Below are 26,536 nucleotides of genomic sequence, written 5' to 3'. Positions count from 1 at the left end.
ACCCCAGAAACTCAGACCATCAGCCCAGTTTGTTCTTTACCATCGGCCCGACGCGGCCAAAGTCCATCTGGCCCGTATACTTGTCCTTCAGGACAGCCATCACCCGGCCCATGTCGCGCAGGCTTGCAGCTTCCGTCTCTGCAATCGCGGCTTCAACGGCGGCGGCGGCTTCATCTTCGCTCAGCTGACGCGGCAGGAATTCCTCGATCACCTTGATCTCGGACAGCTCCTTTTCCGCCAGTTCCAAGCGGCCACCTTCCTCATAAGCGCGTGCGCTTTCTTGGCGCTGTTTGACCATGCGGCCCAGAATCGCCAGCACGTCGCCTTCGGACACAGTCGCCCCTTCTTCGGCCCCGGTGCCGCGCAATGCGATGTCCCGGTCCTTGATTGCGGCATTGATCAGCCGCAAGGTGGACAGACGGTCTGCCTCTCTGGCCTTCATCGCATCCTTGAGTGCTGCGGAAAGTCGCTGTCGCACGTCCATGTCAGTCGTCCCATATCTTAGATCGGCGCAACATAGGGTCGCGGCACCCCACTGACAAGCACCCGAACGCCGCGTCACCCACACCGCCTTGACCCGGCCCGCCTGCCCCCGTAAGACGACACGAATTTGCGCGCCCGCACTGCCAAAGGGGACCCCGGATGACCGCCACCGACACCGCAAAACCGACTGCCTGCCTTGCCCTAGCCGACGGTACCGTCTTCTTCGGCAAAGGGTTCGGCGCAACCGGCCAAACCACCGCCGAGCTGTGTTTCAACACAGCCATGACCGGCTATCAGGAAATCATGACCGACCCGTCCTACGCGGGACAAGTCGTGACCTTCACCTTCCCCCACATCGGCAACACCGGCGTCAACGCCGAGGATGACGAGACGAACGATCCTGTCGCCGCTGGCATGATCGTCAAGTGGGACCCAACGGAGGCGTCGAACTGGCGCTCTACCGAAGAGCTGACGACTTGGCTTGCCCGCCGCGGCCGCATCGGCATGGGCGGCGTTGATACCCGCCGCCTGACCCGCGCGATCCGCCAGCAAGGCGCGCCGCATGTCGCACTGGCCCATGATCCGGACGGCAACTTTGATATCGCAGCACTGGTTGCAGCCGCCCGCGGCTTTGCCGGTCTGGTTGGCCTCGATCTGGCCAAAGACGTCACCTGCGCCCAAAGCTATCGTTGGGATGAAATGCTTTGGGCTTGGCCTGATGGCTACAAAACCCAAACCGCACCCCGCCATAAGGTCGTCGCCATCGACTATGGCGCAAAGCGTAACATCCTGCGCTGCCTGGCCTCTGCTGGTTGCGATGTCACCGTCCTGCCCGCCACCGCCACGGCCGAAGACGTGCTGGCCCTGAACCCTGACGGCGTGTTCCTGTCCAACGGCCCCGGCGATCCCGCCGCGACGGGTGCCTATGCCGTGCCGATGATCAAGGGTGTGTTGGAACGGGCTGATCTGCCGGTCTTTGGCATCTGCCTTGGCCACCAGATGCTGGCGCTGGCGCTGGGTGCACAAACGGTCAAGATGAACCACGGCCACCACGGTGCGAACCATCCCGTCAAGGATATGACCACCGGCAAAGTGGAAATCACCTCGATGAACCATGGCTTTACCGTCGACAGCCAAACGCTGCCAGAAGGTGTGCAGGAAACCCACGTCAGCCTGTTTGACGGGTCCAACTGCGGCATCGCCATGACAGGTCGCCCGGTGTTTTCCGTGCAATACCACCCAGAGGCAAGCCCCGGCCCGCAAGACAGCTACTATCTGTTCGAGCGTTTTGCCGATGCGATGACAGCCAGCAAAGCCGGCTGATCTTAACGCGGATTAGGGCCATCTTAACCCTAATTTAACGCCAAATTAACGATCAATCTGCCAAATGGCCCTGCAGTGAAAGCAGGGCCATGAACGTTTCCGCCACGATCACACCCACCCACGGCCATGATGCCCCCTTGGATGTCGGTCCCGATCTGGTGGTCGGGCATCTTCTTAGCACGCAGCATATCTGTGCCGAAACCGCCCGGCAGGCCCGCGATATCGCGCTGCACGAACAGCTTCCTGTACTGGATGTGCTGCGCACGCGGTTCAGCGTTTCGCCCCGCGTCATGCTGATGGCAGAAGGCGAACTGCTTGGCACCCGCGTCATCGACCCCGCGCTGCAGCCCCCCCATACCGCGCTTGTGCGCCGCTACGGTCCGGCGCGGGCGATGACGCATATGGTGCTGCCGTGGCGAACCACTGGCAATTGCACCCTGATACTGGCGCCCTGCTACGACATTTTCCTGCAGCACCGCCAAGGCCTGCAAGACGTCTTTGGCCCCGTCCGCATGGCGCTTTGCACCCGTGATCAGATCAGCGCGGCGCTGGTGCACAGCTTTGCCGCTGATCTGACCCACCGCGCCGAAACGCGCCTGCCAGACGCGCAAAGCAGCCGTAGCTGGCAGTCGGGCCGGGCAATGCAAGCAACTTGCCTTGGCGCGGTTTTGCTGGGGGGCCTGACGCTGCTCGCCCCGGTCGCCGTCATCACCGCGCTTTCAGCGCTTGCGGTGATCCTGCTGGTGCTCTCGGGTGCGGTAAAGGCGGCAGCGGCGCTCTGCGGTGTGGGTCCGCCGCAGCCTCCGCCCCGCGGCAGCGGGCCGCTACCGGTCATTACCCTGCTGATCCCGCTTTACCGCGAACGCGCCATCGCGGAACATTTGCTCACCCGGCTAGAGGCGCTGAATTACCCTCGCGAACGGCTTGATGCCTGTCTGGTGCTCGAAGACAACGACGACACGACCCGCCGCGCCCTTGGCCGCACCCACCTGCTGACATGGATGCGCCCCATCATCGTGCCCGAAGGCACCCTGCGCACAAAGCCGCGCGCACTGAACTATGCCTTGGATTTTGCGCGCGGCAGTATCATCGGCGTTTATGACGCAGAGGATGCGCCAGACCCCGATCAATTGCATATCGTCGCCGCAACATTCGCAAATGCCGGGCCAAAAGTTGCCTGCCTGCAAGGCGTGCTGGACTATTATAACAGCGCCGCCAATTGGCTAACCCGTTGCTTTACCATCGAATACGCCAGCTGGTTTCGCGTCGTGCTGCCCGGCTATGCGCGCATGGGGCTGGTGGTGCCCCTTGGCGGCACGACGTTGTTCTTTCGCCGCGACATCCTGGAAAACTTGGGTGGCTGGGACGCCCACAACGTAACCGAAGACGCGGATCTGGGCCTGCGCCTAGCCCGCGCGGGGTACGAGACTGTCTTTATCCCCTCGGTCACCCAAGAAGAGGCGAATGGCCGCTTTTGGCCGTGGGTCAAGCAACGCTCGCGCTGGCTCAAGGGCTACGCGGTCACCTATTGCGTCCATATGCGGAATCCCGCCCAGCTTTGGCGTGATCTGGGGGCGCGGCGGTTTTGGGGCGTGCAGATCCTGTTCGCGGGCACGCTCTCGCAATTTCTGCTCGCGCCGCTGATCTGGTCGTTCTGGCTGATCCCGCTGGGCTTTCACCACCCGGCGGTGAACCTGCTGCCGCCTTGGGCTTTTTGGACTATGGTCGGCCTTTTTGTCACATCAGAAGTGGTGAATTTCGCCATCTCGGCCCTCGCCCTGCGCCGCGCAGGCAAGGCGTGGCTGACCCCATGGGCATTAACCTTGCAGCTGTATTTTCCGCTGGGGGCGATTGCCGTCTACAAGGGCCTGATAGAGCTGACGTGGAAGCCGTTTTATTGGGACAAAACAGCCCACGGCATCCTGCTGCCAAAACCCGCGGCGGCGCATGGGCCGCAGCCTAGTCAGCCGCCTCCACCTTTGCCGCATCAAGCCGCAGCCGAGTAACAAACGCCTCAGAGATGTGGGCGCGCAGGGCCGCATCCGCCGCCTCGCCGTCACCAGCGGCAATCGCCTCGACGATGCGGCCATGTTCTTGCAAGGTATCGCTGCCGCGCCCTTCGGCGGCGATGGATGTCGTCGCCAGCAGCGCCATGGATCGGTGCACAAGGTCCAGCTGCTGCACCAAAAACCGGTTATGCGACGCCAAATGGATCTGCTTGTGAAACCGCCGATTGGCGCGGGCCAGTGCGTCTGGATCGTTCTTCAGCGCCTGATCAGCCCGCAGCATATCGCGCAGCACGGCGACCTCTTCTGGCGTGGCGTGGCGGGCGGCAAGGCGCGCGGCGAGCCCTTCCAAGGTGCCGCGCACGACATATAGCTCTGCCATTTGCGTGTGATCCAAGGACGCCACGATCAACGACCGCCCGTCGCGGGTCAGCAGGCTTTGCGTCTCTAGCCGCTGCAACGCCTCTCGCACCGGGGTGCGGCTGACGCCAAGGCGGTCGGCCAGTTCGCTTTCCACCAACCGATCGCCCGGCTTGTAAAAATGGCTGTCGATCGCCTCCAATATCAGGGCATAGGCGTCTTTTTGCGGTGTCGCGCGGTCCTGCATCGTGCTTCCTTATATCTTCGCCGGACCATAGCCGCGATTACGGCGGGCGGGCAAGGATGTCGCAGGGCGCGGGCTTTCCCCGCCGCCTCGCGCGGCCTATATCAAGGACATGGATAGAATTCGCACAGACATCGTGATCAGCGGCGGCGGCGTCGCTGGATTGGCCGCAGCGGTTGCATTCGGCGCGGCCGGCTTTGACGTGATCGTGGTGGACCCCGCCCCGCCCGTCACGGACGCCGCACAAGACGGCGCTGATCTGCGCACCACCGCATTCCTGCAGCCCGCCAAAGCGTTTCTGGACCGCGCCGGCCTGTGGGAGGCGCTAGCCCCCTACGCCACGGCGCTGGACGTCATGCGCATCGTGGACGCCGCAAAAGAGCCTGCGACCACCCGTGATTTCGTCGCCGATGACATTTCCGACGCGCCCTTTGGCTGGAACTTGCCGAACTGGCTGCTGCGCCGGGTGATGGTCGACCGGATCGCGCAGATGCCAAATGTGACCCTGCGCACGGGCACCGGTTTCGCCAGTATGGTGGCGCGGCTGGATCAGGCGCTGGTCCGGCTGAGTGATGGAACGCAACTGTCGGCCAAACTGGTCATCGGTGCGGATGGTCGCAATTCGGCGGTGCGGCAGGCGAACAACATCGACGCCGCGACCACTCGCTACGGCCAAAAGGCCGTGACCTTTGCGGTCACGCACCCGCAGCCGCACGGCGGCATCTCGACCGAGGTGCACCGCGACGGCGGCCCGTTCACGCTGGTGCCCCTGCCCGATGTCGATGGGCAGCCTTGTTCCTCCGTCGTCTGGATGGATACCGGGCCAAAGATCGCCGCGCTGATGGCGCTGGATGATGCCGCCTTTACCGCTGCCGCGAACACCCGCAGCGCAGGCGTGAATGGTCCGCTGACGCTGGTCGGCAAACGATCTGTCTGGCCGATCATCACCCAGATCGCGGATCGCATCACCGCCCCCCGCACCGCGCTGGTGGCAGAGGCGGCGCATGTCATGCCCCCCATTGGCGCGCAGGGGCTGAATATGTCGCTGGCCGATATGGCAAGCCTGCTGGATCTGGCTGCGGACAACCGCGACACGCTTGGTCAGCCTGCGATGCTGGCGGCCTATGAAAAGGCACGGCACAGCGATATGCGCCTGCGGGTCACAGGCATCGACGCCCTGAACCGCACCTCCATGGCCGCAAGCCCGCTGATCCACGACCTGCGGGCCATGGGCGTCAAGGCGCTGCACGACGCAGCGCCCATTCGCCATCGGTTGATGAAGCTGGGCCTTGGCGCGTCCTAAAGGACGCGGGTCAGCACCGGCAGCAGGCGGTCCAAGGTAGCTGGCACGTCGTAAAGCTTGTCCAGCCCGAACAGCCCCAGCCGAAAGGTCATGAAATCCGCAGGCTCCCCCACCTGCAACGGCACGCCGGCCGCGATCTGCATGCCCTCAGCGACAAAAGCCGCGCCAGATTTGACCGCCGGATCATCGGTATAGCTGACGACGACGCCGGGGGCCTCGAACCCTTGCGCCGCGACCGACGCCACGCCCAAATCGGCCAGATGCGCCCGCACGCCGCGGCCCAGTTCCCACTGCGCGGCCATCAGCTTGTCAAAGCCATAGTCCCGCGATTCGATCATCGTATCACGCAGATCGCGCAGCCCGTCCGTGGGCATCGTCGCGTGATAGGCGTGGCCGCCGTCCTCGTAGGCTTTCATGATCTGCCGCCACTTTTTCAAATCCCCGGCAAAGCTGTTCGACGTCGTCGCCTCGAGCCGCTCTGCCGCGCGATCCGACAGCATCACCAGACCTGCGCAGGGTGTGGCGGACCACCCCTTTTGCGGGGCAGAGATCAGCACGTCGACGCCCGTCGCCTTCATATCGACCCAGATGCAGCCGGACGCGATGCAGTCCAGTACCATGATCGCGCCGACCTCATGCGCGGCACCCGACATCGCTTTCAGGTAATCATCCGGCAGAATCATCCCAGCGCTGGTTTCCACATGCGGGGCGAACACCACATCGGGCTTCGCATACCGGATCGCCTGCACGACATCAGCAATCGGTGCGGGCGCAAAGGGTGCACGGCTGTCGTTGCCGGTCTGATGCGCCATCTTAACGGTCGTTTCAGCCGCAAAGCCGCCCATGTCGAAAATCTGCGACCAGCGATAGGAAAACCAACCGTTGCGCACGATCAAGCAATGCGCCCCGGTGCCAAACTGCCGCGCGACAGCCTCCATCCCAAAGGTGCCACCGCCGGGCACGATCGCAATCGCGTCTGCCTTATAGACGTCCTTCAACATGCCGGACACATCCCGCATCACCTGCTGAAAAACCTTGCTCATGGAATTAAGCGAGCGGTCGGTAAAGACGACGGAAAATTCCATCAGGCCATCGGGATCGACGGGGGTGCGGGGGGCGGCAGTGTTCATCATACTCTCCTTGCGTTGCCGCAACAGCTAGGCCGGAAAGCGGCCTCTGGCAAAAGCTATCTGCGCCTACAGCGGTCCGGGGCGGCGTTCCTCGCTTAGCATCACATTCGCCTCGACGTTGCCGACGCCGGGCAGCGTCATGATCCGCCGCCGCAGCACGCGTTCAAAATCCGCCAGATCCCGCGCCACAACCCGCAAGCGATAGTCATAAAGGCCCAAAACATGCGTGACGACCTGCACCTCTGGGATGCCGCCAACGGCGCGCTCGAAATCCTCCATCCCGACGCGGCCCTTGGTCGCCAGCTTGATCCCAAGAAAAACCGTCACGCCAAATCCCAGCTTTTCCGCGTCCAGCAACAGCCGCCGCCCGGTCAGGATTCCCGCCTCTTGCAGCCGTTTGATGCGCCGCCACGTTGCAGGCTGGCTTAGCCCCAACTGCCGCCCCAGCGCGCTAGCCGATTGCCCGGCGTCCGCCACCAGCAAGGTCAGCAAGGCGCGGTCCGTCTCGTCCAGCATCACAGCGGCAACCTTTCGTCCGATTTGACCGCCGCCACATCCATCAAAGCCTCGATATCCGCGATATGCGGCAAGGCAAGGATGCGGTCGCGATATAACGTTTGATAATGCTTCAAATCCCGCGCCACCAAGACCAGCCGCACATCAACACGGCCAAGGAAGGTCTGGATTTCCAGCACCTCCGCCACCTCGCGCGCTGCTGCAAGAAAGGCGTCAAAGGCGCTTGGCACTGTCTTATCCAGCGTCACACGCAAACTGACCTGCAATGGGTAGCCCAGCTTGGCCCAGTCGATCACCGCCGTCTGCCCCCGGATCAGCCCTTGATCCGTCATCCGGTCCAGCCGCCGCGCCGCCTGCCCCGCCGTCACACCAGCAAGGGCCGCCAGTTCGGGGACCGTCAGGCTTGGATCTGCCTGCAATCGGCGCAAAAGCGCCCTGTCCTTGTCATCAAGCATGAATATCCCGAAAAATGCCAATCTCGCGCATGATATATATCATCTTGCCAAAAATACTCAAAAAATCGACCTATCGCCGACCGCGAAAATCCATATTGTGCGTTTCAATGCAACCAACCAAGGGATATTCCCCATGCGCGTTTACTACGACCGCGATTGCGACGTGAACCTGATCAAGGACAAAAAAGTCGCCATTCTGGGCTACGGCTCTCAGGGCCACGCCCATGCGCTGAACCTGCGCGATTCGGGCGCGAAGAACCTCGTCGTCGCCCTGCGCGAAGGCTCCCCCTCGGCCAAGAAAGCCGAAGGCGAAGGCCTCAAAGTCATGGGCATCGCCGAAGCTGCCGCATGGTGCGATGTCATCATGTTCACCATGCCGGACGAGCTGCAGGCCGAGACGTATAAGAAGTACGTCCACGACAACCTGAAGGACGGCTCTGCCATCGCTTTCGCCCACGGCCTGAACATCCACTTCGGCCTGATCGAAACCAAGCCCGGCATCGACGTCATCATGATGGCGCCAAAAGGCCCCGGCCACACGGTCCGCGGCGAATACACCAAAGGCGGCGGCGTGCCCTGCTTGGTGGCTGTCCACCAGGACGCAACCGGCAAGGCGATGGAAATCGGCCTGTCCTATTGCTCTGCCATCGGCGGCGGTCGTTCCGGCATCATCGAAACCAACTTCCGTCAGGAATGCGAAACCGACCTGTTCGGCGAACAAGCTGTCCTGTGTGGCGGTCTGGTCGAACTGATCCGTATGGGCTTCGAGACGCTGGTCGAAGCTGGCTACGAGCCCGAGATGGCCTATTTCGAGTGCCTGCACGAAGTGAAGCTGATCGTTGACCTGATCTATGAAGGCGGCATCGCCAACATGGACTACTCGATCTCGAACACCGCAGAATACGGCCAGTACGTGTCCGGCCCGCGCATCCTGCCCTACGAGGAAACCAAGAAGCGCATGAAAGACGTGCTGACGGATATCCAGAACGGCAAGTTCGTGCGTGACTTCATGCAGGAAAACGTTGTGGGCCAGCCCACGATCAAAGCCTCGCGCCGCTCGAACGACGAGCACCAGATCGAAGTCGTCGGTGCCAAGCTGCGCGCCATGATGCCTTGGATCTCTGCCGGCCGTATGGTCGACAAGGCGAAAAACTAATCCGACCGGATAAGTAACGAAAAGGCCCGCCACTCTGGCGGGCCTTTTTTATTGCACAAGGCGCTGCACCAGCTTGGCCAGCTTTTTCACCCGCCCCGTATAGGGCGGAAACAGCAGCGTCATCGGCAGAAAGCGGTTCCGCAGCACGGGCCGCATATGGCTGAACGCGGCAAAGCCCGCCTGCCCATGCGCCGCCCCCATGCCCGACGTGCCCACCCCGCCAAACGGCAGATTACCGTGGATAACAGGCATGACCGTCAGGTTAACCCCGACAGAACCCGACGTGGTCCGCGCAACAACGTCACCCGCCAACCCCTTGCTGCCAAAGACATAAAGCGCCAGCGGATGCGGGCCAGCATTGATACGCTCTAGCACGACATCCAGATCATCATAGGGAATGAGCGGCAGCACAGGGCCAAAGATTTCCTCGCGGCTGACGTCCATGTCCGCAGCGGTCTGTTCTAACAATGCCGGTGCCAGCCGCCGCGCGCCCATGTCGGCCTGTCCGCCCGCGACAACCTTGGCCCCGGCCTTGACCGCGTCCGCGATCAGCCCGGTCACCCGCGCGAAATTGCGATCATCGACAATCCGCGCCAAAGCGGGCGACGTCGCGGGATCAGCCCCGTACATCGCCGCAATCCGCCCCTGCAGCGCATCCGTGAGCGCCGCGCGCTGGCTGGCGTGCACAAACACATGGTCCGGCGCGACGCAGGTCTGCCCCGCATTGATGAACCGCCCCCAAGCGATCCACTTTGCAGCCTTCGCAATATTCGCATCCGGCCCGACAATCACCGGGGACTTTCCGCCCAGCTCTAACGTGACCGAAGCCAGCGACTTAGCCGCCGCCGCCATCACGATCTTGCCCACCGCCGGGCTGCCGGTAAAGAAAATATGGTCAAACGGCAGCGCGAGCAGCTGCGTCGAGGCCTCTACCCCGCCTTGAACCACCGCCACCAGATCCGGCGCAAAGCAGTCCGCGACCATGTCCGCAATCAGCGCAGAGGTCGCAGGCGTCATCTCTGACGGCTTGATAATCGCGCTACACCCAGCGGCCAGCGCCGACACCAATGGCCCCAACGCCAGTTGAAACGGAAAATTCCACGGCGCGATAATCAGCGCGACACCGCGCGGCTGCGCCTCGATCCGGGCAGAGGTGCCGATCATCATCAGCGTCGGCAGCACCCGCCGCGGCCGCATCCAGCGCCGCAAGTGGCGGCGGGCATGGCTGATGTCCTGCAAAATGGGCAGGATTTCTGTCAGACGCACCTCTACCGGGTGTTTGCCGAAATCGGCTGCCAGTGCGGCGATGATATCGTCTTGCCGGTCCAGCACCGCTTGGCGCAGCTTCGCCAAAGCTGCCAGCCGCGCATGCCGATCGAAGGATACGCGGCGCGCGGGAACCGCCGCCTTATGCGCGGCAAAAAGGGCCGCAAGATCTTGATGTGTTTGTGTCATGCCCCATGATCCCTGCTTGCGCGCAGCAATCAAGTCTAACGCGTCGTCACGGCGCGGCCTAGCCCGACACTTTGGCACGCGCGCCCCCTTTGCGCGTTCCCATGCCCGCAATCCTGCGCTAGGCAGGGCCAGTTCCCAATCCAAAGTTGCCCATACCCATGCAAGCCGCCCAAGCCTCCGCCCCGACCACCAGCAATTGGGCCTCGATCGGGCTATTAGGCGTCATCTGGGGCGGCACATTCATGGTCGTCGCAGTAGCTTTGCAGGGCTACGGCCCGCTGACTGTCGCCTGCGCACGCACATCGCTTGGCGCGCTGGCGCTCTTTATACTGCAAGCGGCCATGCGCCGCCCTTGGCCAGAGTTCACGCCGCGCCTGATCAAATACCTTGCCTTCATTGGCGTGCTGAACACCGCGCTGCCCTTTGCCCTGCTGTCGTGGGGGCAACAATATGTGCCTTCTGCCTTCGCCGGAATTTCGATGGCGGCGCTGCCGCTTTTCGTTCTGCCCTTGGCGCATATTTTCAGCGACGAGCCGCTCTCCACCCGCCGCCTGATCGGCGTCTGCGTCGGCTTCTTGGGCGCGCTAGTCCTGATCGGCCCCGGCGTGCTGCGCATCGGATCGGGGATGGAGCCGCTGGGCCAACTCGCCTGCCTGACCGCCGCAGGCTCTTACGCCATCGCCAGCATCATGACGCGGCGCTGTCCGCCAATCGACCCGATTGTGCTGGGCGCGCTGACCCTCGGCGTCGGCTCTGCCGTGCTGATCCCCGCCATGCTGCTGTTCGAGGGGGTCCCCGGCCCCGCCGCGCCGCTGCACATGGCCGCCATCGTATTCCTCGGCCTGTTTCCCACAGCCCTTGCGACACTCCTGCGCGTTATCGTGATCCGCTCGGCAGGTTCGGTCTTTATGACGCTGGTGAACTATCAAGTCCCGCTGTGGTCGGTCCTGTGCGGTGCGCTGATCTTGTCAGAAACGCTGCCGCTCCGCTTTTTCGCAGCCCTTGCCCTGATCCTCTGCGGCCTCGCAATCAGCCAATGGGGCAGCCTGCGCAAACTCTTCGCCCGCGCCTGACCCGGGCCACCCTTCTTCTGGTCGGAAATACCTCGGGGTCTGGGGCAGAGCCCCAGTCCGCCAATGCCTTAAACTCACCCCGCCCGCGAAACTTCGTCGACAATCCCGTCCACGACCTGCAACAGCAAATCCGGGTCCTCGCATTCCGCCATGACGCGAATAAGCGGCTCGGTTCCAGATTTCCGGATCAGCAGCCGCCCTTTGCCGACCAGCTGCACCTCGGCGGCTGCAATACAGTCCTGCACCGCCTGCGCGGCCAAAGGATCACTGCCAGCGGTGTAGCGCACGTTTTTCAGCATTTGCGGCACGGTTTCAAAACTATGGGTCAGGCTTGATGCGGGCTGGCCCGTCTCGATCATCGCGGCCAGAAATTGCAGGCCCGCCAGCAGGCCGTCACCCGTGGTGGCATAGTCGGTCATCACGATGTGACCTGACTGTTCACCGCCCAGATTGTGGCCCGATTTGCGCATTGCCTCGACCACATAGCGGTCACCGACGTTCGTGCGCTCCAGCCGCAGCCCCTGCGCCTCCAAATAGCGCTCTAGCCCCAGGTTCGACATCACTGTCGCAACCAGCGTGCCATTCGCCAGCTTGCCCGCCTGCGCCCAGCGATGCGCCATCAGCGCCATCAGCTGGTCGCCGTCAGCCACGCGGCCTGTCTCGTCCAGGATCATCACCCGGTCCGCGTCGCCGTCCAGACAGATGCCCACATCCGCACCGTGACTGATAATCGCCTTCGCCGCAGCCGACGTATTGGTAGAGCCGCAGCCGTCGTTGATGTTGTACCCGTTCGGCGCGGTGCCCACAGGGATGACCGTGGCCCCCAGCTCCCACAGCACCTCTGGCGCGACTTTGTAGCCTGCGCCATTGGCGCAATCGATCACGACCTTCAGACCATCCAGCCGCATACCCGCCGGGAAAATCGCCTTGAGCCGTTCCGCATAGCGAAAACGGCCATCGTCGATCCGCTTCGCGCGGCCGATATTGTTCGCCTGCGCAGGCTCCACCCCGTCAAAAACCAGACGGGTAATTTCCTCTTCTGCGGCGTCCGACAGTTTAAACCCGTCAGGGCCAAAGAACTTGATCCCATTGTCGTGGTGCGGGTTGTGGCTGGCAGAGATCATAATCCCCATATCCGCCCGCATCGAACTGGTCAGCAGCCCCACCGCAGGCGTTGGCACAGGTCCCAGCAGCAGCACATTCATGCCCGTGCTGGTCAGACCCGCCGTCAGCGCGTTTTCGAACATATAGCCCGACAGGCGCGTGTCCTTACCGATCACAACGCGGTGCCCGTTGGACCCGTCGTTGCGGAAATAACGACCCGCAGCAGCCCCGATGCGCAGGGCCATATCGGCGGTCATGGGATAGGCGTTGGCCTTGCCGCGAATGCCATCGGTTCCGAAAATCTTATCTGCCATCAGTCCTGTCCTCGTAGGGCGCGGGCCATATCACAGGCCGCTTTTGCCTCTTTTGTATCGTGCACACGGTGGATTTGCACCCCCTGCGCGACGCCTGCCAATGTCACCGCAAGCGAGCCCGCCATCCGGCCCGCCGCCGCCTGCGCCCCTGTGATCGTGCCGATGAACCGCTTGCGCGATGCGCCCAGCAAGATCGGGCAGCCAAAGGCGTGGAACAGCGACAGACGCCGCAATAGGGCAAGGTTATGCTCTTGCGTCTTGCCAAATCCGATGCCCGGATCGACGACGATGCGATCCCGGGGAATGCCTGCTGCCTCTGCCACGGCAATGCGGTCTGCCAGATAGTCAAAGACATCCAGCAGCACATCGTCGTACTGCGGGCCCAACTGCATCGTTTCGGGATCACCCTTGGCATGCATCAGGCAGATCGGCTGGCCACTATCCGCCGCAATCTGCGCCATCTGCGGGTCCCAGGTCATCGCAGAGACATCGTTGATCAGGCCCGCCCCCATAGCGACCGCCGCGCGCGCAACACCGCCCTTGCGCGTGTCGATAGAGATCGCGATGTCGCTTTGTTCGCGCAGGGCGGCGATCACCGGGGCGGTGCGGGCAAGCTCTTCGGCGTCGGGTACGAGCGCTGCGCCGGGCCGTGTGCTTTCGCCGCCAACGTCGATGATACTTGCGCCATCCGCCTGCATCGCAAAGGCTTGGGCCAGCGCCGCATCGGGCGCAATGAAGGCCCCCCCGTCGGAAAAACTGTCCGGCGTCACGTTCAGGATGCCCATGATCTGAACTTGGCCCATGCCCAGCCCTGCGACCGGCGCGCGCGGCGCGGTCAGGCGCAGCAGCACGTCTTGGGGCACGTCAGCGGCTGGAACAATCCGGGGCGGCGCGGTGCGGGACAACACCTCGACCTTGTCGAACCAGCACCAGCCCCCCGCAAGGGTCAGCGCGTCAGCCGGACGCGCGGCGTCTAGCTGCGGCAGCGGGCGGTAATAAAGGCTCATGTCAGGCGCGGCGCATCGACAGGCAAAGACCGTGCTGGCACAGGTGCACCCTGCGGCGTGTCCGCGCCAATCAAGACCAGTTCTGCCGCGTCCATCTGCCCAGCAAACCACGCGACCAAGGCCGCCGTGTCCTGTGATCCGGCTGACGGCCCGTCGACAGCATCGAGCACGATTTTAGAAGGGGCCCAGATACAGGTCTGGCCGTTTTTCATCGCCCAATCCAGTTCCGTCCGGCTGCCAACCACGATCAAGCGCGGATCGCGGGCGGCCAAGACCCACGCGTTTTGCTCAATCGCCAGCAGATCAATCCGCCGCTGGGCCAAGGCGTGACGGGCCTGCGGGGCGGGGCTGTCAGCAGCGCCGACGCACACGATCAGCGGGGCGTCCATCGCGATCGCCTGATCCAGCCAGCCGGTCAGGTGATCGGCATGCACCGCCTCTTGCGACAGGAACAGCACGCGCGGATGCGGGGCGACGGCGTGTTCCTGCCCGGCTGGGCGATCACCGCCGCGCGCGCGCATGATTTCAACGCCCAGCGAAAACGGACCACGATCCAGCTTTTCGATGCGCACGAACACGCGCTCGGCCTGCGGTTCCAGCAAGATGCGTTCCGCAACACGCGCTGCGAGGGTTTCCAGAAGGTTGATCCGCTCTGCCTTCAGCTCTTCGCCGATGGCTTCGGTCACGCGGTCATAGGACAGGATACGGTCGACGTCGTCGTCGATGGGGCCAGTCTGCGGCAACACCTCGACCACGACGTTAAAACGCACACGCTGCAGGTGGCCGCGTTCCTGCTGAAAGGCACCGATTTCGACCTCGACCACATAATCCCGCAGGGAAATCCGGTCATAGGGGATATCGGTGCTGGCAGCGGCCCGCTCTGACGGGTGCGCAAAGGCCAGTCGAATGTCGTCGGTCATGCCCTGCCCCGCGTTTTGTGATGGCGTCGGCATAACGCCGACACCGCAAGGCCGCAAGGAACCTTAGTTCGAGGCGCTGCGCGTGGGCTGCTTATAGAAGTAATGCGCGCCAATGCTGGCGGTGCGCGGAAAGCGGTTCGCCCAGGATGGGTGCACGGCTTTGGTGTGGTAATGCGTCGCGCCAGACGTCAGGCGGCGCGGCAGACCGTCGACCAGCAGTTTCGCAACCTTGCCGACGCGGCCAAAGGCGGCTGGATTGCCGATCGCGTCAGAGTTGTTGTCGCAAGTCCACGTAAACTGGCAGGCAAATTTCCGGCCCGTCCCCTGATGCACCACACCGCAGATCGTGTTGGGGTATTCGGCGCTGTCGACGCGGTTCATAATCACCTCGCCCACGGCAAAGATGCCCTGAAGCGATTCGCCGCGTGCCTCGAAATACAGGGCATCGGCCAGACATTCCCATTCGGAATTACCCTTGGGCGTGGTCATGGTGGACAAAAACGACTCCGTCATGACCGCATCACCGTCCGTTGGCATCGCGTTGCGCCGGGCGCTTTCGGGAACGGCCGTCAACGCAGACAGGCGGGTATCGGGAACAATTTGCAAGGCCTGACGTTCTTGACCCAGAACCGCACCCAACCGGGCAGAGATCACTTCTTCAGCGGACGCCGGTACGGCGATCGAAACGCTGACAAGGGTAATCGCTGCAATCAGCGTGCGGCGCAGGGTGATGGTCATCAGTCGGGCTTTCATTCCGCACGGTCAGCCCCGTACAGGCCGCGCCGTCATAGGGAAAATTTATCTGATGGTCCACCTTTGGGGCTGGCAGATTCTTGCCGTACCTGTCTTGGCCCCTAAATTCGCGCCCGATTCACCTTATTTCATTGAGATTGGCGGCATCGTCGCACGGCGCCCACCTGCGGGCATCTGCTCTGCCAGCGCCAGTTGGGCGGCGGAAAGTCGCGCAAGCGGCACCCGAAACGGAGAACAGGAGACATAATTGAATTTCTGAGTCCTGCAGAATCCGATCGCGGCCCGCGTACCGCCATGTTCGCCGCAAATCGACACCACAACATCAGGCCGCCCGGCCCGGCCCCGCGCCGCGCCAATCGCCAAAAGCTCTCCTACGCCATCAAGGTCCAGCGTGTGAAAAGGGTCCTCTTCATAGACGCCTTGCTGCACATATGCAGACATAAAACGCCCCGCATCGTCGCGGGACAGACCATAGGTCATCTGCGTCAAGTCGTTCGTTCCAAACGATAAAAACGATGCATACTTAACGATATCCTGCGCCCGCAATGCGGCACGGGGTGTTTCGACCATAACGCCAAGCTTGAAGGCAAAGCTGACCCCCGTCTCGCGCTGCACGGCTGCTGCGATGGCGTCGATGCGGCCCTTGATCAGCTCGACCTCGCGCATGGCGCTGATCAAGGGAATCATGATCTCTGGCTGCACCGGAAGGCCGCGCCCAGCGACATCAGCGACCGCCTCAAAGATGGCGCGGGCCTGCATGTCATAGATTTCGGGCACAGCGATTCCTTGCCGCACGCCGCGCATGCCCAGCATCGGGTTATATTCCGAAAGCGCCTGCACACGATCGGTCACGATGCTGACCGGCATGGCCAATTGTTCCGCCAGATCGCGCTGGCCTGCTTTATCGTAGGGCAGGAATTCGTGCAGCGGCATATCAAAGAGGCGAATCGTCACGGGCTGCCCGTCCATGATGCTGAAAAGCTTGACGAAATCAGCGCGCTGCATCGGCATCAAACGGTCCAAAACCACCCGGCGATCATCGGCGGTTTCGGCAAAAATCATCTCTCGCATCACGCCAAGGCGGTCACCTTCAAAGAACATATGTTCCGTCCGGCACAGCCCGATTCCCTCGGCGGCAAAGTTGCTGGCGGTCTGCGCATCGGCGGGCGTATCGGCGTTGGCGCGCACGCCAATGTCACGAAAATCATCGGCCCAAGCCAGCAAAGTTTGAAAGGCATCGTCCAAAGTCGCCTCTAGCATGTCTGGCGCACCAGCAAGGACCGTTCCGGTTGTGCCATCCACCGTAATTGTGTCGCCGGACGCGAATCGGCGCCCGCCGGGGGCCACGATTTCCTGCCGCTTGCGGTCGATCGTCAGGTCAGACGCACCCACAACGCAGGGCACGCCAAGGCCGCGCCCGATCACGGCGGCATGGCTGGTGATTCCCCCGCGCATCGTCAGCACGGCCTGCGCCGCGTGCATGCCGCGAATATCCTCTGGCGTCGTCTCTCGGCGGACCAGAATACACGCCTCGCCGCGCGCGGCGCTGGCCTGCGCTTCGGCAGCGGTCAATACGATCCGGCCCGTCGCGGCGCCGGGGCTAGCCCCGATGCCGCGCACAATGATGTCGCGGATGGCAGAGGGGTCGACTTGCCGGTGCAGCATTTCCGACAGCGCATTGGGCGGCACGCGCATCACGGCCTCTTCGCGCGGGATCACTTCATCGGTGGCAAGCGCCACAGCAATTTGCACCAATGCGCGGCTAGACCGCTGGATGCGCACCGCGTCTAGGATGTGCAACACGTTGTCTTCTAACGTAAATTCGATCTGCATCTCTTCGCGCAGACGGGTCCGGGCAATCGCGCCGTAACTAACAAGGGCTGCGAAATTATCCGGACTAATATCCTCTAGCGCGGGGCCGCGCGGGTCAGAGGTCAGGTAAATCGCGCCTGCGCGGTCATTCAGCGCCTCGCGGCCCTGACTTTGACTCAGGTAACGGCCAATAATCTGTGGCTGCCCCGTGGCAGAGCTGACGAACTGAATAACGCCAGAGCCGCTTTCATCCGCGCCAACCCCTAGCGCGAGCGCCTGCACAACCAAACCTAGGCCCGCATCGACGGGCGCGCCTTTCGCCTCGCGCAGCAGGCGGGCACTGGTGCCGTCCCAAGCGCGCGCCATCGACCGCAGGACTTCGGACAACTGGACCGAGACATCCTGAGGAAAAGGCTCATCAGCCTCTGCTTCAAAGGTTTCAAGCGCGGCGCGCAGAACGCTCGCATCCGAAAGGTTGGGAAAATCGAACACATCAGGGTCCAATCGGACCACGTGGATTGCATAAGATTGCACAAATCGAACATAAAGCGCCGTTGCCGCTGCCTCGCCCACGCGCTTGGACAGTGCGGCGTGGCTTTCGTCGTTCATGCCGATATTCAGGATCGCCCCCGGCCCGCCCCAGTCAGGGTCTTGCGAAGACGGCCGCACGGATAGCAAGGGACTTGGCCCAAAGGGGTCCAGCATCGCAGCCAAATCTGGCAAATGCCCTTTGGCAATCTGCAAGACCGCATCGAATGACAGCGCGAGCGTTGTCGGCACTGGCATGCCAAGGCGAATGAGCCGCTGCAAACATTTGGCGCGCCCCCCGTGTACGGCCGCTGACATGGCTGCGGTTGGCGTGATCAATGTCACGTCCTGAAAGTCGATTTGCTGCACTGCGGCGATCCTTTGTTCACACGCAGCATAGGGTGCAGCATGAGCGTGTGTAAAGAAAAGGTAACGCCGTTAGACTTTCGTCGCAGCGTTAGCCTTCGATTTTGGTCAGATCGGCCACTGACAGACAGATCTGGCGAATGCGCGACAGCATGTTCAAGCGATTGCGTCGCAAGATCTGGCTTTCGGCATTTACCTGCACATCGGTAAAGAACTGGTCAATCGGGCCGCGCAATGTAGCCATCGCCGCCATCGCTGCGCCGAAATCCTCGGCCTCCATCGCTGGGGCGATCAGGGCTTCGGCGGTATCAAGGGCTGTGAACAGCGCCTTTTCAGCCGGATCTTCGGCGAACTTGATGTCCGCGCCATAAGAGTATTCGACGCCGTCCTTTTCTTCGGCCTGCGTCAGAATATTGTTGGCGCGTTTGAAGCCTTGGATCAGGTTTTCACCGTCGTCAGTCTCCAACGTCGCTTGCAACGCCTTTGCGCGCTTGACCAACAGCGTCAGGTCGTCGCTGCCCGGCATCGCGATGCAGGCGTCGATGACGTCGTGGCGGATATTCAGGTCTTTCAGATAGACCTTCAGGCGGTCGTGGAAGAAGGCCAGCAGCGACGGAGACCAAGAGTTTTCACCGAAAATCCGGTTCAGCGTCAGGCGCAGGTTGTTTTCCAGCACGAGGCGAATGACGCCAAGGGCGGCACGGCGCAGCGCAAAGGGGTCCTTGGAACCCGTCGGCTTTTCGTCGATCGTCCAGAAACCGGTCAAGGTGTCCAGCTTGTCAGCCAGCGCGACGGCGACGGACACGGGCGCGGTGGGGACCATGTCGGACGGGCCTTGCGGCTTCCAATGCGCCTCGGATGCGGCGGCGACGGCTTCGGCGCGGCCAGCGGCCAGCGCATAGTAACGGCCCATAAGCCCTTGAAGTTCAGGGAATTCCCCAACCATTTCAGACCGCAGGTCAGCCTTGGCGATCTGCGCGGCCTCAAATGCTTGATCCGCATCAGCCCCGACAACGGGCGCGATGTCGCGCGCTAGGGCGGCGATCCGGTCGATCCGGTCACGCTGGCTGCCCAGTTTGTTGTGGAAAGTAACATTGGCCAGACCGTCCAGCCATGGCTGCATGCCAGCCTTAGCGACCCGCAAGTCATTGTCCCAGAAGAACTTTGCATCTGCCAAACGGGCAGACAGCACGCGCTGGTTGCCGTTCAAAATCGTCGCGCCATCGTCGGCGGTTTCGATATTGGCCACGGTGATAAAGCGTTCGATCCGGCCCGATTTCGCATCACGGACAGAGAAGAACTTCTGATGCTCTTTCATCGAGGTTTGCAAAACCTCTGCCGGCAGGTCCAGAAACTGGTCGTCAATCCGGCCCATTAGCACGACGGGCCATTCGACAAGACCCGCGACTTCGGCCAGCAGACCGCGATCTTCGACCACGTCGAGGCCGTTCGCAAAAGCCTGCGATGTGGCATCCTGCCAGATCGCATCGGCGCGCTCTTCGGCGCGCAGCATGACCTTGGCGCGCTTTAGCTTCGCCTCGTAATCCTCGAAAGAGGTTACAGAAAAGGCGTCCGGCCCCATAAAGCGGTGGCCGCGTGTGGTGTTGCCAGCGGCGATGCCGTCGACATCCATCGGCACGACCTCTGCCCCGTCGTCACCGACAAGGATGCATAGGATCGTATGCAATGGGCGGACCCAGCGCAGCGTGCCGTTGCCCCAGCGCATCGACTTGGGCCAGGGGAAGTTGCGGATCGTTTGTTCCAGCACTTCGGCGATAATCTCGGCGGCTTTGCGGCCCGGCTTATCGATCACGGCGACGTAGAACGCGCCTTTTTTGTCTTCTTGCTGTTCCAGCTGATCAATCGTCAAACCAGTGGATCGCAGGAACCCTTCAAGCGCCTTTTCCGGCGCGCCGACCTTGGGGCCCTTACGCTCTTCGCGCACGGCGCGGCTTTCTGCGGTCAGGTCTTCGATAGACAGCACCAAACGGCGCGGCGTCGCAAAGGCGGCGGCGGCGGCGTAGGTCAGGCCAGCCTCGACCAGACCATTCGTGACCAGCTTTTGCAGATCGGCAGCGGCTTGCGCCTGCATGCGGGCGGGGATTTCTTCAGAGAAGAGTTCAATCAGAAGATCAGGCATCAGCGCGTGCTTTCTGGCGGAGTTGGGCAGCCTTCGGGGGCGGGGTTACCGTCAAAGACGACCTCGCCGCAGGCGTTGATTTGGTGCCAAGCATAGGCCCGGCCATCGGGGTAGACGGCGACGATGCGGTCGATGCCGTATTTCACGTCATTCTGGCCAACAAAGCCGACGGCAACGCCCGCTTGGATATCGTCACCGATTTGGTTCGCATCAAAGCAGTCGAACCAGCCCGGCGCGACGCGGGGTTCGGCGTCGTCGGCGATCTGGTAAGTTTCCGTCAGCATCGCAAGGCTAGCGGGCATGTCATAGCAGGCGCGGTAGCGCAGCGGGCTGCTGTCGCTGTCGATCGCCTTGAAGTTACCGAACGCAATCGGCTCTGCGTCGCCGCTGGTCAGGGACACAAGTTGCACATTTGCGTCCTGCGGTGCGATTTCGACGTAATAGGCATAGACCTGCAGATAATACAGGGCGGCACCGGCGATCAGGGCTGTCAACATGATGAAGATAATCCAAATTTTCGCGATCATGCGGCGGCACCGCCTGCGGGCGTCTGCACGAAGGCATCAGCGCAGGCCTTGGCCAGATTGCGCACCCGGCCGATATAGGCTTGGCGTTCTGTGACCGAAATCACGCCGCGCGCGTCGAGCAGGTTGAACAGATGGCTGGCCTTGATCGCTTGGTCATAGGCCGGATGCGCCATGCGAATGGTCTTGCCGGTCTTCGGATCGACGGCGTCCTGATCCAAGATACGGGCGCATTCGGCCTCTGCATCCTTAAAGTGCTGCAGCAGCGTGTCGGTGTCGGCCACGTCAAAGTTCCAACGGGCATATTCCTGTTCGGTCTGCAAAAAGATGTCGCCATAGGTCAGCGGTGTCGGCGCGTCCGGGTCGTTGAACGGCATATCCATGACGTGATCGACGCCAAGGACATACATCGCCAAACGCTCTAACCCGTAGGTCAATTCGCCCGACACGGGGCTGCAATCATGGCCCCCGACCTGTTGGAAATAGGTGAACTGCGACACTTCCATGCCGTCGCACCAGACCTCCCAGCCAAGGCCCCAAGCGCCCAGCGTCGGGGATTCCCAGTCGTCTTCGACAAAGCGCACATCGTGCACCGATGCGTCGATTCCAATCGCCTTGAGAGAGCCAAGGTACAGATCCTGCAGGTTCGGCGGGCTTGGTTTGATGATGACCTGATACTGGTAATAGTGCTGCAACCGGTTCGGGTTTTCGCCATAGCGCCCGTCGGTGGGGCGGCGCGATGGCTGCACATAGGCCGCGGCCCACGGCTTTGATCCCAGCGCCCGCAGGGTCGTGGCGGGGTGGAAGGTGCCTGCACCGACCTCCATGTCGTAAGGCTGCAGCATGGCGCAGCCCTGCGCGGCCCAGTAGGACTGAAGCCGTAGGATGATCTCTTGAAAACTGCGCGGTTGGCCTGACATCTCGCCCTCTTTGCAAAGTCGGTGTTGCATAGGCCGCGCAGGCCACAGGGTCAATCGTGCCACAGCGCCTTAATTTGCGCGGGAACACGCCGAATTGTGCTGCAAGCAGGGGCGGGTCTGGTAAAAGCGCGCGAGTGATCTGTGCGAAGTTATGAAGGACTGTAAGCAGATGAAACCATTGGCAATCTGGATTGCAGCCGCAAGCTTTAGCCTGACGTCCCAAATCGCTTTCGCACAGGCCGCGAGCGGCACCTATATTCAGCTAGAAGCGCAACCGACCCAGACCGCCGCTGATACGCGGGTGCGGGTCTATGCCAGCCAGACGGAAAATGTCTTTGGCTACCGGCTTGGCCGTAGCTGGTTTGCCGTCGTCATGGGCCCCTACGCAAGCCGAGAGGCCGCCACGGCTGCCCTGCGCGAAATGCGGCAAGCAGGTCTGGCCCCGTCCGATGCGTTCCTGACAAACGGAGAGCGCTTTGGCGATCAGTATTGGCCGGCGCCGGGCGATGCCCGCCCGCCCCTTGCACCCCCTGCCCCCGCGGCAGAGGCAGAGGCCGAAACCGCCCCGGCTGTTGAAGATGCCGCACCGCAAGTCGTTGATGCGACCCCTGCCGCACCGGAACCCGCCCCTGAAGTTGAGGCTATTCCAGAGGAATCCGTACAAGACGCCCGGGTGTCCGAACAGGCGTTGACCCAAGACGAAAAAGAGCTGCTGCAAACCGCCCTTGGCTGGGCTGGTTTCTATGACGCCGCCGTTGACGGTGCCTTTGGCCGCGGCACCCGCGGCGCGATGGAGGCATGGCAGCTGGCGCAAGGCTTTGCCCCCACAGGCGTGCTGACCACGGCGCAGCGCGCGCAGCTGGTCGGCGCATATAACAGCGTATTGGACGGCATGAACCTGCAACTGGTGCGCGACACTGCCGCCGGGGTCGAGGTCCTGATTCCCACCGGCGCTGTCAGCTTTACCGAATACGAGCCGCCCTTTGCCCGTTTTGGTTCCAAGGGCGACATTCCCGCGCAGGTGCTGCTGATCAGCCAAAGCGGCGACCAGAACCGCCTCTTTGGCCTTTATGAAATCCTGCAAACTTTGGCGATTTTCCCGCCAGAGGGCGAGCGTAGCCGCAAAGACGCCAGCTTTGAAATCGCGGGCACAAGCGCAGATGTGCAATCCTACGTCTCGGCCCAGCTTGAGGACGGGCAGATCAAAGGGTTCGCCCTTGTCTGGCCCGCAGGCGATTCTGCGCGCTTTGACCGCATTCGGGACGAGATGAAGAACAGCTTTAATGCCATCGACGGCGTGCTGGACCCCGCAATTGCCAGCCCGGACGAGGATCAGGCAATTGATCTGGTGGCTGGCCTGCAAATCCGCAAACCAAAAACGTCGCGCACCGGGTTCTATATCGACATGCAAGGCCGCGTATTGACCGATGCGATGGCTGTGGAATCCTGCGAAGAAATCAGCATCGACGGCAGCCACCCGGCCACGGTCACCATGACCGATACAGACCTTGGCATCGCCGTGCTGACCCCGGATGAGGCGCTGTCGCCCCAATCTGTCGCAGCGTTCCAAACGCAGGTCCCGCGCTTGCAGACCGAAATCGCCGTCGCGGGTTATCCGTACGGCGGTGTGCTGGTGACGCCGACGCTGACCTTTGGCCGCCTGGCCGATATTCGCGGCCTGAATGGCGAAGAAGACCTGAAGCGTCTGACCCTGACCGCCCGTGACGGCGACGCGGGCGGCCCTGTGTTCGATAACGGCGGCGCCGTGCTGGGGATGCTGCTGCCAAAGGTCGCGCAGGACGGCCAGCTGCTGCCGCCTGACGTCAGCTTTATCATCGATGCTGACCGGATTGTCGCGGCCCTGTCTGATGCCGGGATCGCGACTGACACTACGGACACGCTGGCCTTTATGCCCCCCGAAACCCTGACCCTGCGCGCCGCCGAAAGCACGGTGCTGGTCAGCTGTTGGTAGGCTTGAAGTTGCGCGGGGAAACGGCCATGTAAAGGGCGAGGACGACCTCTGAGACATGATCATAGCCGGGACGACCCAGCACCTAATCAGAGGGTGTCATGCGCACTTTAGCCGACCGTATCCGTCACGCCATCAGCTTTGAGGTTATCGCCTTGATGCTGGTTATTCCGCTCGCGTCCTTCGTATTCCACCAGCCGATGCACGACATTGGCGTGATCAGCGTCGTCAGCGCGACGACCGCGATGCTGTGGAATGTCGCCTATAACTTCCTGTTCGATCTGTGGCTGAAGCGGACCACAGGCAATACGCTGAAATCGCGCCGGGTGCGCGTGCTGCACGCGGTGCTGTTCGAGGGCGGCCTGCTGATCGCGCTGATGCCCTTTATCGCGTGGTATCTTAGCATTACGCTGGCGCAGGCCTTTGTCATGGACGTGTCATTTGCGCTGTTTTACATGGCCTATGCCTTTGCGTTTAACTGGGCCTATGACTGGATGTTTCCGCTGGCAGAATGGAAGCAGGCCGCCGCGCAGGACTAGCGCACCGCCCCAACCAACTGCTGGTCGTAAAAACGGTAACATACGTCGCGCAAAAGAGAATTCGCGTCAGAAAAGCGTTGGTTGCCCCGCCTGCACCCCCCTCCTACCTACCTGTTCATCTTGCAGATGCAGCAAACAGTTAGGACCCGATACCAATGCTTCTCCCCCATGCCTCCCCTCGCATACAGATCGCCGCATCTGTCATCCTCGCCGGCCTGATTGGAGAGATCGTGTTCGAGCTTTACGCTTGGCTTATATCGCCGCTGCTGTTTGGCCCAACGCTGCAACCCTCGAACCTTGTCATCGCGCTTGCGGAAAAGCTGGCGGGTTTGCAGATTTCGCATCTGACCGCGTTCCCGGTCCACTTTGCCATCGGTTCTGTCGGGTTTGGCGTGTTTGTCTACCTGATCCGGTTGCTGATGCCCGCGCGGGTCTTCCTGACCGGGCTCGTGTCAGGACTGATCCTATGGTTCGTCGCCCAAGGTATGCTAGCCCCCTTTATCGGGCGCAGCTTTATGATGGATTTCGGCACCTACACCCAGTCATCCTTTGTCGGCCATGTCGGGATGACGCTGCTGATGTCCTATTTGATGGATCGTTTTTTGACAGGCGCACCCAAGCGGCTTGCCACGGCCTAGGCCCCAGCCCTTCGGCCGATCTGGTCGAAGGGCGCTTTATTCGCGCCAGAACCGCCGCGTCATGATGACAAGCACCACCATGATTTCCAGCCGGCCGATCCACATCGCCGCGGCCAGCAGCCATTTGGCGGTGTCATTCAGACCGACAAAGTTGCCAGCGGGGCCAATTTCCGTCCCCAAACCGGGGCCGACATTGGCCAGCGCAGTGGCCGCGCCAGACACAGAGGTGATGAAATCCAGCCCCGTCAGGCCCAGCAGCACGGAAAAGATGCCGACCAGCAAAATGTACAAAACGAACATCGCCATCACAGAGTTGAGCACGTCCTGCCCCACCGGACGCCCTTCGTAGCGGGGAATAAACACGCCGTGGGGCGAGTGGATTTGTCGGATCTGCGCCTTGAGCGAGGCGAAGAGCAGCTGGTAGCGGAACACCTTGATCGAACAAGCCGTCGATCCGGCGCAGCCGCCGATCAAGCCGATGAAAAAGAACATCACGACCGGAAATGTGCCCCAAGCCATGTAATCCGCGCTGGCATAGCCCGTGCCGGAAATGATCGAGACGACGTTGAACAGCGCCTCGCGGAAAGCCAGTTCGGTCACTTGGCCTTCGCGGCCCCAGACCCAGGCTGTGATCATCAGCACGCAGACCATGATGATCCAAAAGAACGTGCGCACCTGGCTGTCGCGCATCAGCGGCTTGGCCGAGCCGCCAAGCAGTTGCACATAACGCACAAAGGGCAGCGCGGCGCTGAACATGAAAAAGGCGCCGACATAGTGGATGCCCGCGCCGTAGATCCCAAAAGAGCTGTCAGTGTTCGCCATGCCGCCCGTCGATAGCGTCGTCATCGCATGAACCACCGCATCAAAGGTTGGCATACCCAGCGCGCTGTAGGTCAATGCGCAGGCCAGCGTCAGGCCGACATAGATGACCGAAATGCGCGACGCGATCTGGCCGGCACGGGGTAGGATCTTGCCCATCGTGTCAAAGGATTCAGACCGGAAAATCTGCATGCCGCCGACGCGCAGTTCCGGCAGGAACACCATGGCTACAACGATGATACCAATGCCGCCCAGCCACTGCAGCGTGCCGCGCCATAGCTTGATGCCTTCTGGCAGCGCCTCTAGCCCGCCAAGCACGGTGGCCCCGGTGGTGGTCAGGCCTGACATCGCCTCGAAATAGGCATCGGTAAAGTCGCAGTTCGTCGCCCCGATGATGAACGGGATCGCGCCAAACAGCGGCAGCGTGATCCAGATCGTCGAGGTCAGCAAAAACGTCTGCCGCACGGTCAGGCCAGCGGTCACGCCATTGGCGCAGGACATGGCCAGCAGCGTGCCGGTCAGGCTGGTGATGATCGCGGATTCCAGAAAGACCGGCCAATGCCCGTTCCCTGCCAGCAGGTCCGCCATAAATGACGGCAGCATGGTCAGCCCCAACGTGGCGACCAGAAGGCCGATTACATATCCAACAGGGCGTAGGTCAATCATTCAACCGAGGTGC

The 26,536-nt window shown here is 62.1% G+C and carries 23 protein-coding genes; 8 read left to right on the top strand and 15 right to left on the bottom strand.

Annotated elements, in window-relative coordinates; genetic code table 11:
* Positions 1-19: 19 nt before the first annotated feature.
* On the bottom strand, positions 20-484 hold the full coding sequence (locus BM131_RS10885) for a GatB/YqeY domain-containing protein (RefSeq protein ID WP_090189346.1): 465 nt from the start codon (positions 482-484) through the stop codon (positions 20-22).
* A 158-nt stretch (positions 485-642) separates the two neighbouring features.
* Between BM131_RS10885 and carA the strand changes: the two genes are divergently transcribed.
* The gene (gene carA, locus BM131_RS10880) at positions 643-1,806 is read left to right on the top strand and encodes a glutamine-hydrolyzing carbamoyl-phosphate synthase small subunit (protein WP_090189345.1); all 1,164 of its coding nucleotides are present in this window, start codon (positions 643-645) and stop codon (positions 1,804-1,806) included.
* 89 nt (positions 1,807-1,895) lie between these two features.
* Positions 1,896-3,812: a glycosyltransferase family 2 protein gene (locus tag BM131_RS10875; protein WP_090189343.1), complete on the top strand. Its 1,917-nt coding sequence runs from the start codon at positions 1,896-1,898 to the stop codon at positions 3,810-3,812.
* Here the strand turns inward: BM131_RS10875 and BM131_RS10870 are convergent.
* Positions 3,766-4,419, bottom strand: a complete 654-nt coding sequence (locus BM131_RS10870) for a GntR family transcriptional regulator (protein ID WP_090189341.1) — start codon at positions 4,417-4,419, stop codon at positions 3,766-3,768. The genes BM131_RS10875 and BM131_RS10870 overlap by 47 nt on opposite strands.
* 109 nt (positions 4,420-4,528) lie before the next feature.
* On the opposite strand from BM131_RS10870, the gene BM131_RS10865 reads away from it, so the two are divergent.
* Positions 4,529-5,719: a UbiH/UbiF family hydroxylase gene (locus tag BM131_RS10865; protein ID WP_090189339.1), complete on the top strand. Its 1,191-nt coding sequence runs from the start codon at positions 4,529-4,531 to the stop codon at positions 5,717-5,719.
* On the opposite strand, the gene BM131_RS10860 is transcribed toward BM131_RS10865, so the two are convergent.
* The 3 genes from BM131_RS10860 to BM131_RS10850 all read right to left on the bottom strand — a co-directional run bounded on the left by BM131_RS10860 (position 5,716) and on the right by BM131_RS10850 (position 7,820).
* Positions 5,716-6,849, bottom strand: a complete 1,134-nt coding sequence (locus BM131_RS10860) for an aminotransferase class V-fold PLP-dependent enzyme (RefSeq protein ID WP_090189337.1) — start codon at positions 6,847-6,849, stop codon at positions 5,716-5,718. The genes BM131_RS10865 and BM131_RS10860 overlap by 4 nt on opposite strands.
* Positions 6,850-6,915: 66 nt before the next feature.
* Complete coding sequence (locus BM131_RS10855; protein WP_090189335.1) at positions 6,916-7,365, bottom strand: Lrp/AsnC family transcriptional regulator; 450 nt, start codon at positions 7,363-7,365, stop codon at positions 6,916-6,918.
* A complete protein-coding gene (locus BM131_RS10850) occupies positions 7,365-7,820 on the bottom strand; it encodes an Lrp/AsnC family transcriptional regulator (RefSeq protein WP_090189333.1) in 456 nt (151 codons plus the stop codon). The genes BM131_RS10855 and BM131_RS10850 overlap by 1 nt, the downstream gene beginning before the upstream one ends.
* Before the next feature lie 133 nt (positions 7,821-7,953).
* Here BM131_RS10850 and ilvC point away from each other — a divergent pair, with 133 nt between their 5' ends.
* A complete protein-coding gene (gene ilvC / locus BM131_RS10845; protein WP_090189418.1) occupies positions 7,954-8,976 on the top strand; it encodes a ketol-acid reductoisomerase in 1,023 nt (340 codons plus the stop codon).
* 48 nt (positions 8,977-9,024) lie between these two features.
* Here the strand turns inward: ilvC and BM131_RS10840 are convergent, their stop codons facing one another.
* Positions 9,025-10,431, bottom strand: a complete 1,407-nt coding sequence (locus BM131_RS10840; protein ID WP_090189331.1) for an aldehyde dehydrogenase family protein — start codon at positions 10,429-10,431, stop codon at positions 9,025-9,027.
* A 158-nt stretch (positions 10,432-10,589) separates the two neighbouring features.
* On the opposite strand from BM131_RS10840, the gene BM131_RS10835 reads away from it, so the two are divergent.
* A complete protein-coding gene (locus BM131_RS10835; RefSeq protein WP_090189329.1) occupies positions 10,590-11,504 on the top strand; it encodes a DMT family transporter in 915 nt (304 codons plus the stop codon).
* 74 nt (positions 11,505-11,578) lie between these two features.
* Here BM131_RS10835 and glmM read toward each other — a convergent pair whose 3' ends face one another.
* From glmM to BM131_RS10795, 8 genes are all read right to left on the bottom strand, one after another.
* On the bottom strand, positions 11,579-12,922 hold the full coding sequence (glmM, locus tag BM131_RS10830; RefSeq protein ID WP_090189327.1) for a phosphoglucosamine mutase: 1,344 nt from the start codon (positions 12,920-12,922) through the stop codon (positions 11,579-11,581).
* On the bottom strand, positions 12,922-13,929 hold the full coding sequence (gene folP / locus BM131_RS10825; protein ID WP_090189326.1) for a dihydropteroate synthase: 1,008 nt from the start codon (positions 13,927-13,929) through the stop codon (positions 12,922-12,924). The genes glmM and folP overlap by 1 nt, the downstream gene beginning before the upstream one ends.
* Positions 13,926-14,849, bottom strand: a complete 924-nt coding sequence (locus BM131_RS10820) for a dihydroneopterin aldolase (protein WP_090189415.1) — start codon at positions 14,847-14,849, stop codon at positions 13,926-13,928. The genes folP and BM131_RS10820 overlap by 4 nt, the downstream gene beginning before the upstream one ends.
* A 63-nt stretch (positions 14,850-14,912) precedes the next feature.
* Positions 14,913-15,587: a cell wall hydrolase gene (locus BM131_RS10815; protein ID WP_090189324.1), complete on the bottom strand. Its 675-nt coding sequence runs from the start codon at positions 15,585-15,587 to the stop codon at positions 14,913-14,915.
* 138 nt (positions 15,588-15,725) lie between these two features.
* Positions 15,726-18,260 carry a putative PEP-binding protein gene (locus tag BM131_RS10810; RefSeq protein ID WP_090189413.1) on the bottom strand — a complete coding sequence of 845 codons (2,535 nt, stop codon included), beginning with the start codon at positions 18,258-18,260 and terminating at the stop codon, positions 15,726-15,728.
* 139 nt (positions 18,261-18,399) lie between these two features.
* Positions 18,400-20,448 (bottom strand): glycine--tRNA ligase subunit beta, encoded by a 2,049-nt coding sequence (glyS, locus tag BM131_RS10805; protein WP_090189322.1) that lies wholly within the window; start codon positions 20,446-20,448, stop codon positions 18,400-18,402.
* Positions 20,448-20,975: a DUF6446 family protein gene (locus BM131_RS10800; RefSeq protein ID WP_090189320.1), complete on the bottom strand. Its 528-nt coding sequence runs from the start codon at positions 20,973-20,975 to the stop codon at positions 20,448-20,450. Before BM131_RS10800 ends, glyS begins: the two co-directional genes overlap by 1 nt.
* Positions 20,972-21,892 (bottom strand): glycine--tRNA ligase subunit alpha, encoded by a 921-nt coding sequence (locus tag BM131_RS10795; RefSeq protein ID WP_090189318.1) that lies wholly within the window; start codon positions 21,890-21,892, stop codon positions 20,972-20,974. The genes BM131_RS10800 and BM131_RS10795 overlap by 4 nt, the downstream gene beginning before the upstream one ends.
* 169 nt (positions 21,893-22,061) lie before the next feature.
* Here BM131_RS10795 and BM131_RS10790 point away from each other — a divergent pair, with 169 nt between their 5' ends.
* The 3 genes from BM131_RS10790 to BM131_RS10780 all read left to right on the top strand — a co-directional run bounded on the left by BM131_RS10790 (position 22,062) and on the right by BM131_RS10780 (position 25,038).
* Positions 22,062-23,864, top strand: a complete 1,803-nt coding sequence (locus BM131_RS10790; protein WP_090189316.1) for a trypsin-like peptidase domain-containing protein — start codon at positions 22,062-22,064, stop codon at positions 23,862-23,864.
* Between the two features lie 98 nt (positions 23,865-23,962).
* Positions 23,963-24,400 (top strand): PACE efflux transporter, encoded by a 438-nt coding sequence (locus BM131_RS10785; RefSeq protein WP_090189315.1) that lies wholly within the window; start codon positions 23,963-23,965, stop codon positions 24,398-24,400.
* Between the two features lie 155 nt (positions 24,401-24,555).
* Positions 24,556-25,038, top strand: coding sequence for a hypothetical protein (locus BM131_RS10780; RefSeq protein WP_090189314.1), 483 nt, complete (start codon positions 24,556-24,558; stop codon positions 25,036-25,038).
* A gap of 36 nt (positions 25,039-25,074) precedes the next feature.
* Here the strand turns inward: BM131_RS10780 and BM131_RS10775 are convergent, their stop codons facing one another.
* Positions 25,075-26,523 carry a TrkH family potassium uptake protein gene (locus tag BM131_RS10775; RefSeq protein ID WP_090189312.1) on the bottom strand — a complete coding sequence of 483 codons (1,449 nt, stop codon included), beginning with the start codon at positions 26,521-26,523 and terminating at the stop codon, positions 25,075-25,077.
* Between the last annotated feature and the right edge of the window lie 13 nt (positions 26,524-26,536).

It is taken from the genome of Loktanella salsilacus (assembly GCF_900114485.1).
In the GTDB taxonomy this organism is placed as follows: domain Bacteria; phylum Pseudomonadota; class Alphaproteobacteria; order Rhodobacterales; family Rhodobacteraceae; genus Loktanella; species Loktanella salsilacus.
This window is presented reverse-complemented; position numbering and strand designations above follow the sequence as displayed.

What these genes read in the sequence shown, in the direction of transcription:
- BM131_RS10860 (WP_090189337.1), bottom strand. Translation starts at nt 6,849, where the DNA reads ATGAACACTGCCGCCCCCCGCACCCCCGTCGATCCCGATGGCCTGATG.
- BM131_RS10875 (WP_090189343.1), top strand. Translation starts at nt 1,896, where the DNA reads ATGAACGTTTCCGCCACGATCACACCCACCCACGGCCATGATGCCCCC.
- BM131_RS10795 (WP_090189318.1), bottom strand. Translation starts at nt 21,892, where the DNA reads ATGTCAGGCCAACCGCGCAGTTTTCAAGAGATCATCCTACGGCTTCAG.
- BM131_RS10785 (WP_090189315.1), top strand. Translation starts at nt 23,963, where the DNA reads ATGCGCACTTTAGCCGACCGTATCCGTCACGCCATCAGCTTTGAGGTT.
- BM131_RS10815 (WP_090189324.1), bottom strand. Translation starts at nt 15,587, where the DNA reads ATGACCATCACCCTGCGCCGCACGCTGATTGCAGCGATTACCCTTGTC.
- folP (WP_090189326.1), bottom strand. Translation starts at nt 13,929, where the DNA reads ATGAGCCTTTATTACCGCCCGCTGCCGCAGCTAGACGCCGCGCGTCCG.
- ilvC (WP_090189418.1), top strand. Translation starts at nt 7,954, where the DNA reads ATGCGCGTTTACTACGACCGCGATTGCGACGTGAACCTGATCAAGGAC.
- carA (WP_090189345.1), top strand. Translation starts at nt 643, where the DNA reads ATGACCGCCACCGACACCGCAAAACCGACTGCCTGCCTTGCCCTAGCC.
- BM131_RS10835 (WP_090189329.1), top strand. Translation starts at nt 10,590, where the DNA reads ATGCAAGCCGCCCAAGCCTCCGCCCCGACCACCAGCAATTGGGCCTCG.
- BM131_RS10790 (WP_090189316.1), top strand. Translation starts at nt 22,062, where the DNA reads ATGAAACCATTGGCAATCTGGATTGCAGCCGCAAGCTTTAGCCTGACG.
- BM131_RS10840 (WP_090189331.1), bottom strand. Translation starts at nt 10,431, where the DNA reads ATGACACAAACACATCAAGATCTTGCGGCCCTTTTTGCCGCGCATAAG.
- BM131_RS10870 (WP_090189341.1), bottom strand. Translation starts at nt 4,419, where the DNA reads ATGCAGGACCGCGCGACACCGCAAAAAGACGCCTATGCCCTGATATTG.
- BM131_RS10850 (WP_090189333.1), bottom strand. Translation starts at nt 7,820, where the DNA reads ATGCTTGATGACAAGGACAGGGCGCTTTTGCGCCGATTGCAGGCAGAT.
- BM131_RS10865 (WP_090189339.1), top strand. Translation starts at nt 4,529, where the DNA reads ATGGATAGAATTCGCACAGACATCGTGATCAGCGGCGGCGGCGTCGCT.
- BM131_RS10885 (WP_090189346.1), bottom strand. Translation starts at nt 484, where the DNA reads ATGGACGTGCGACAGCGACTTTCCGCAGCACTCAAGGATGCGATGAAG.
- glmM (WP_090189327.1), bottom strand. Translation starts at nt 12,922, where the DNA reads ATGGCAGATAAGATTTTCGGAACCGATGGCATTCGCGGCAAGGCCAAC.
- BM131_RS10820 (WP_090189415.1), bottom strand. Translation starts at nt 14,849, where the DNA reads ATGACCGACGACATTCGACTGGCCTTTGCGCACCCGTCAGAGCGGGCC.
- glyS (WP_090189322.1), bottom strand. Translation starts at nt 20,448, where the DNA reads ATGCCTGATCTTCTGATTGAACTCTTCTCTGAAGAAATCCCCGCCCGC.
- BM131_RS10780 (WP_090189314.1), top strand. Translation starts at nt 24,556, where the DNA reads ATGCTTCTCCCCCATGCCTCCCCTCGCATACAGATCGCCGCATCTGTC.
- BM131_RS10775 (WP_090189312.1), bottom strand. Translation starts at nt 26,523, where the DNA reads ATGATTGACCTACGCCCTGTTGGATATGTAATCGGCCTTCTGGTCGCC.
- BM131_RS10810 (WP_090189413.1), bottom strand. Translation starts at nt 18,260, where the DNA reads ATGTCAGCGGCCGTACACGGGGGGCGCGCCAAATGTTTGCAGCGGCTC.
- BM131_RS10855 (WP_090189335.1), bottom strand. Translation starts at nt 7,365, where the DNA reads ATGCTGGACGAGACGGACCGCGCCTTGCTGACCTTGCTGGTGGCGGAC.
- BM131_RS10800 (WP_090189320.1), bottom strand. Translation starts at nt 20,975, where the DNA reads ATGATCGCGAAAATTTGGATTATCTTCATCATGTTGACAGCCCTGATC.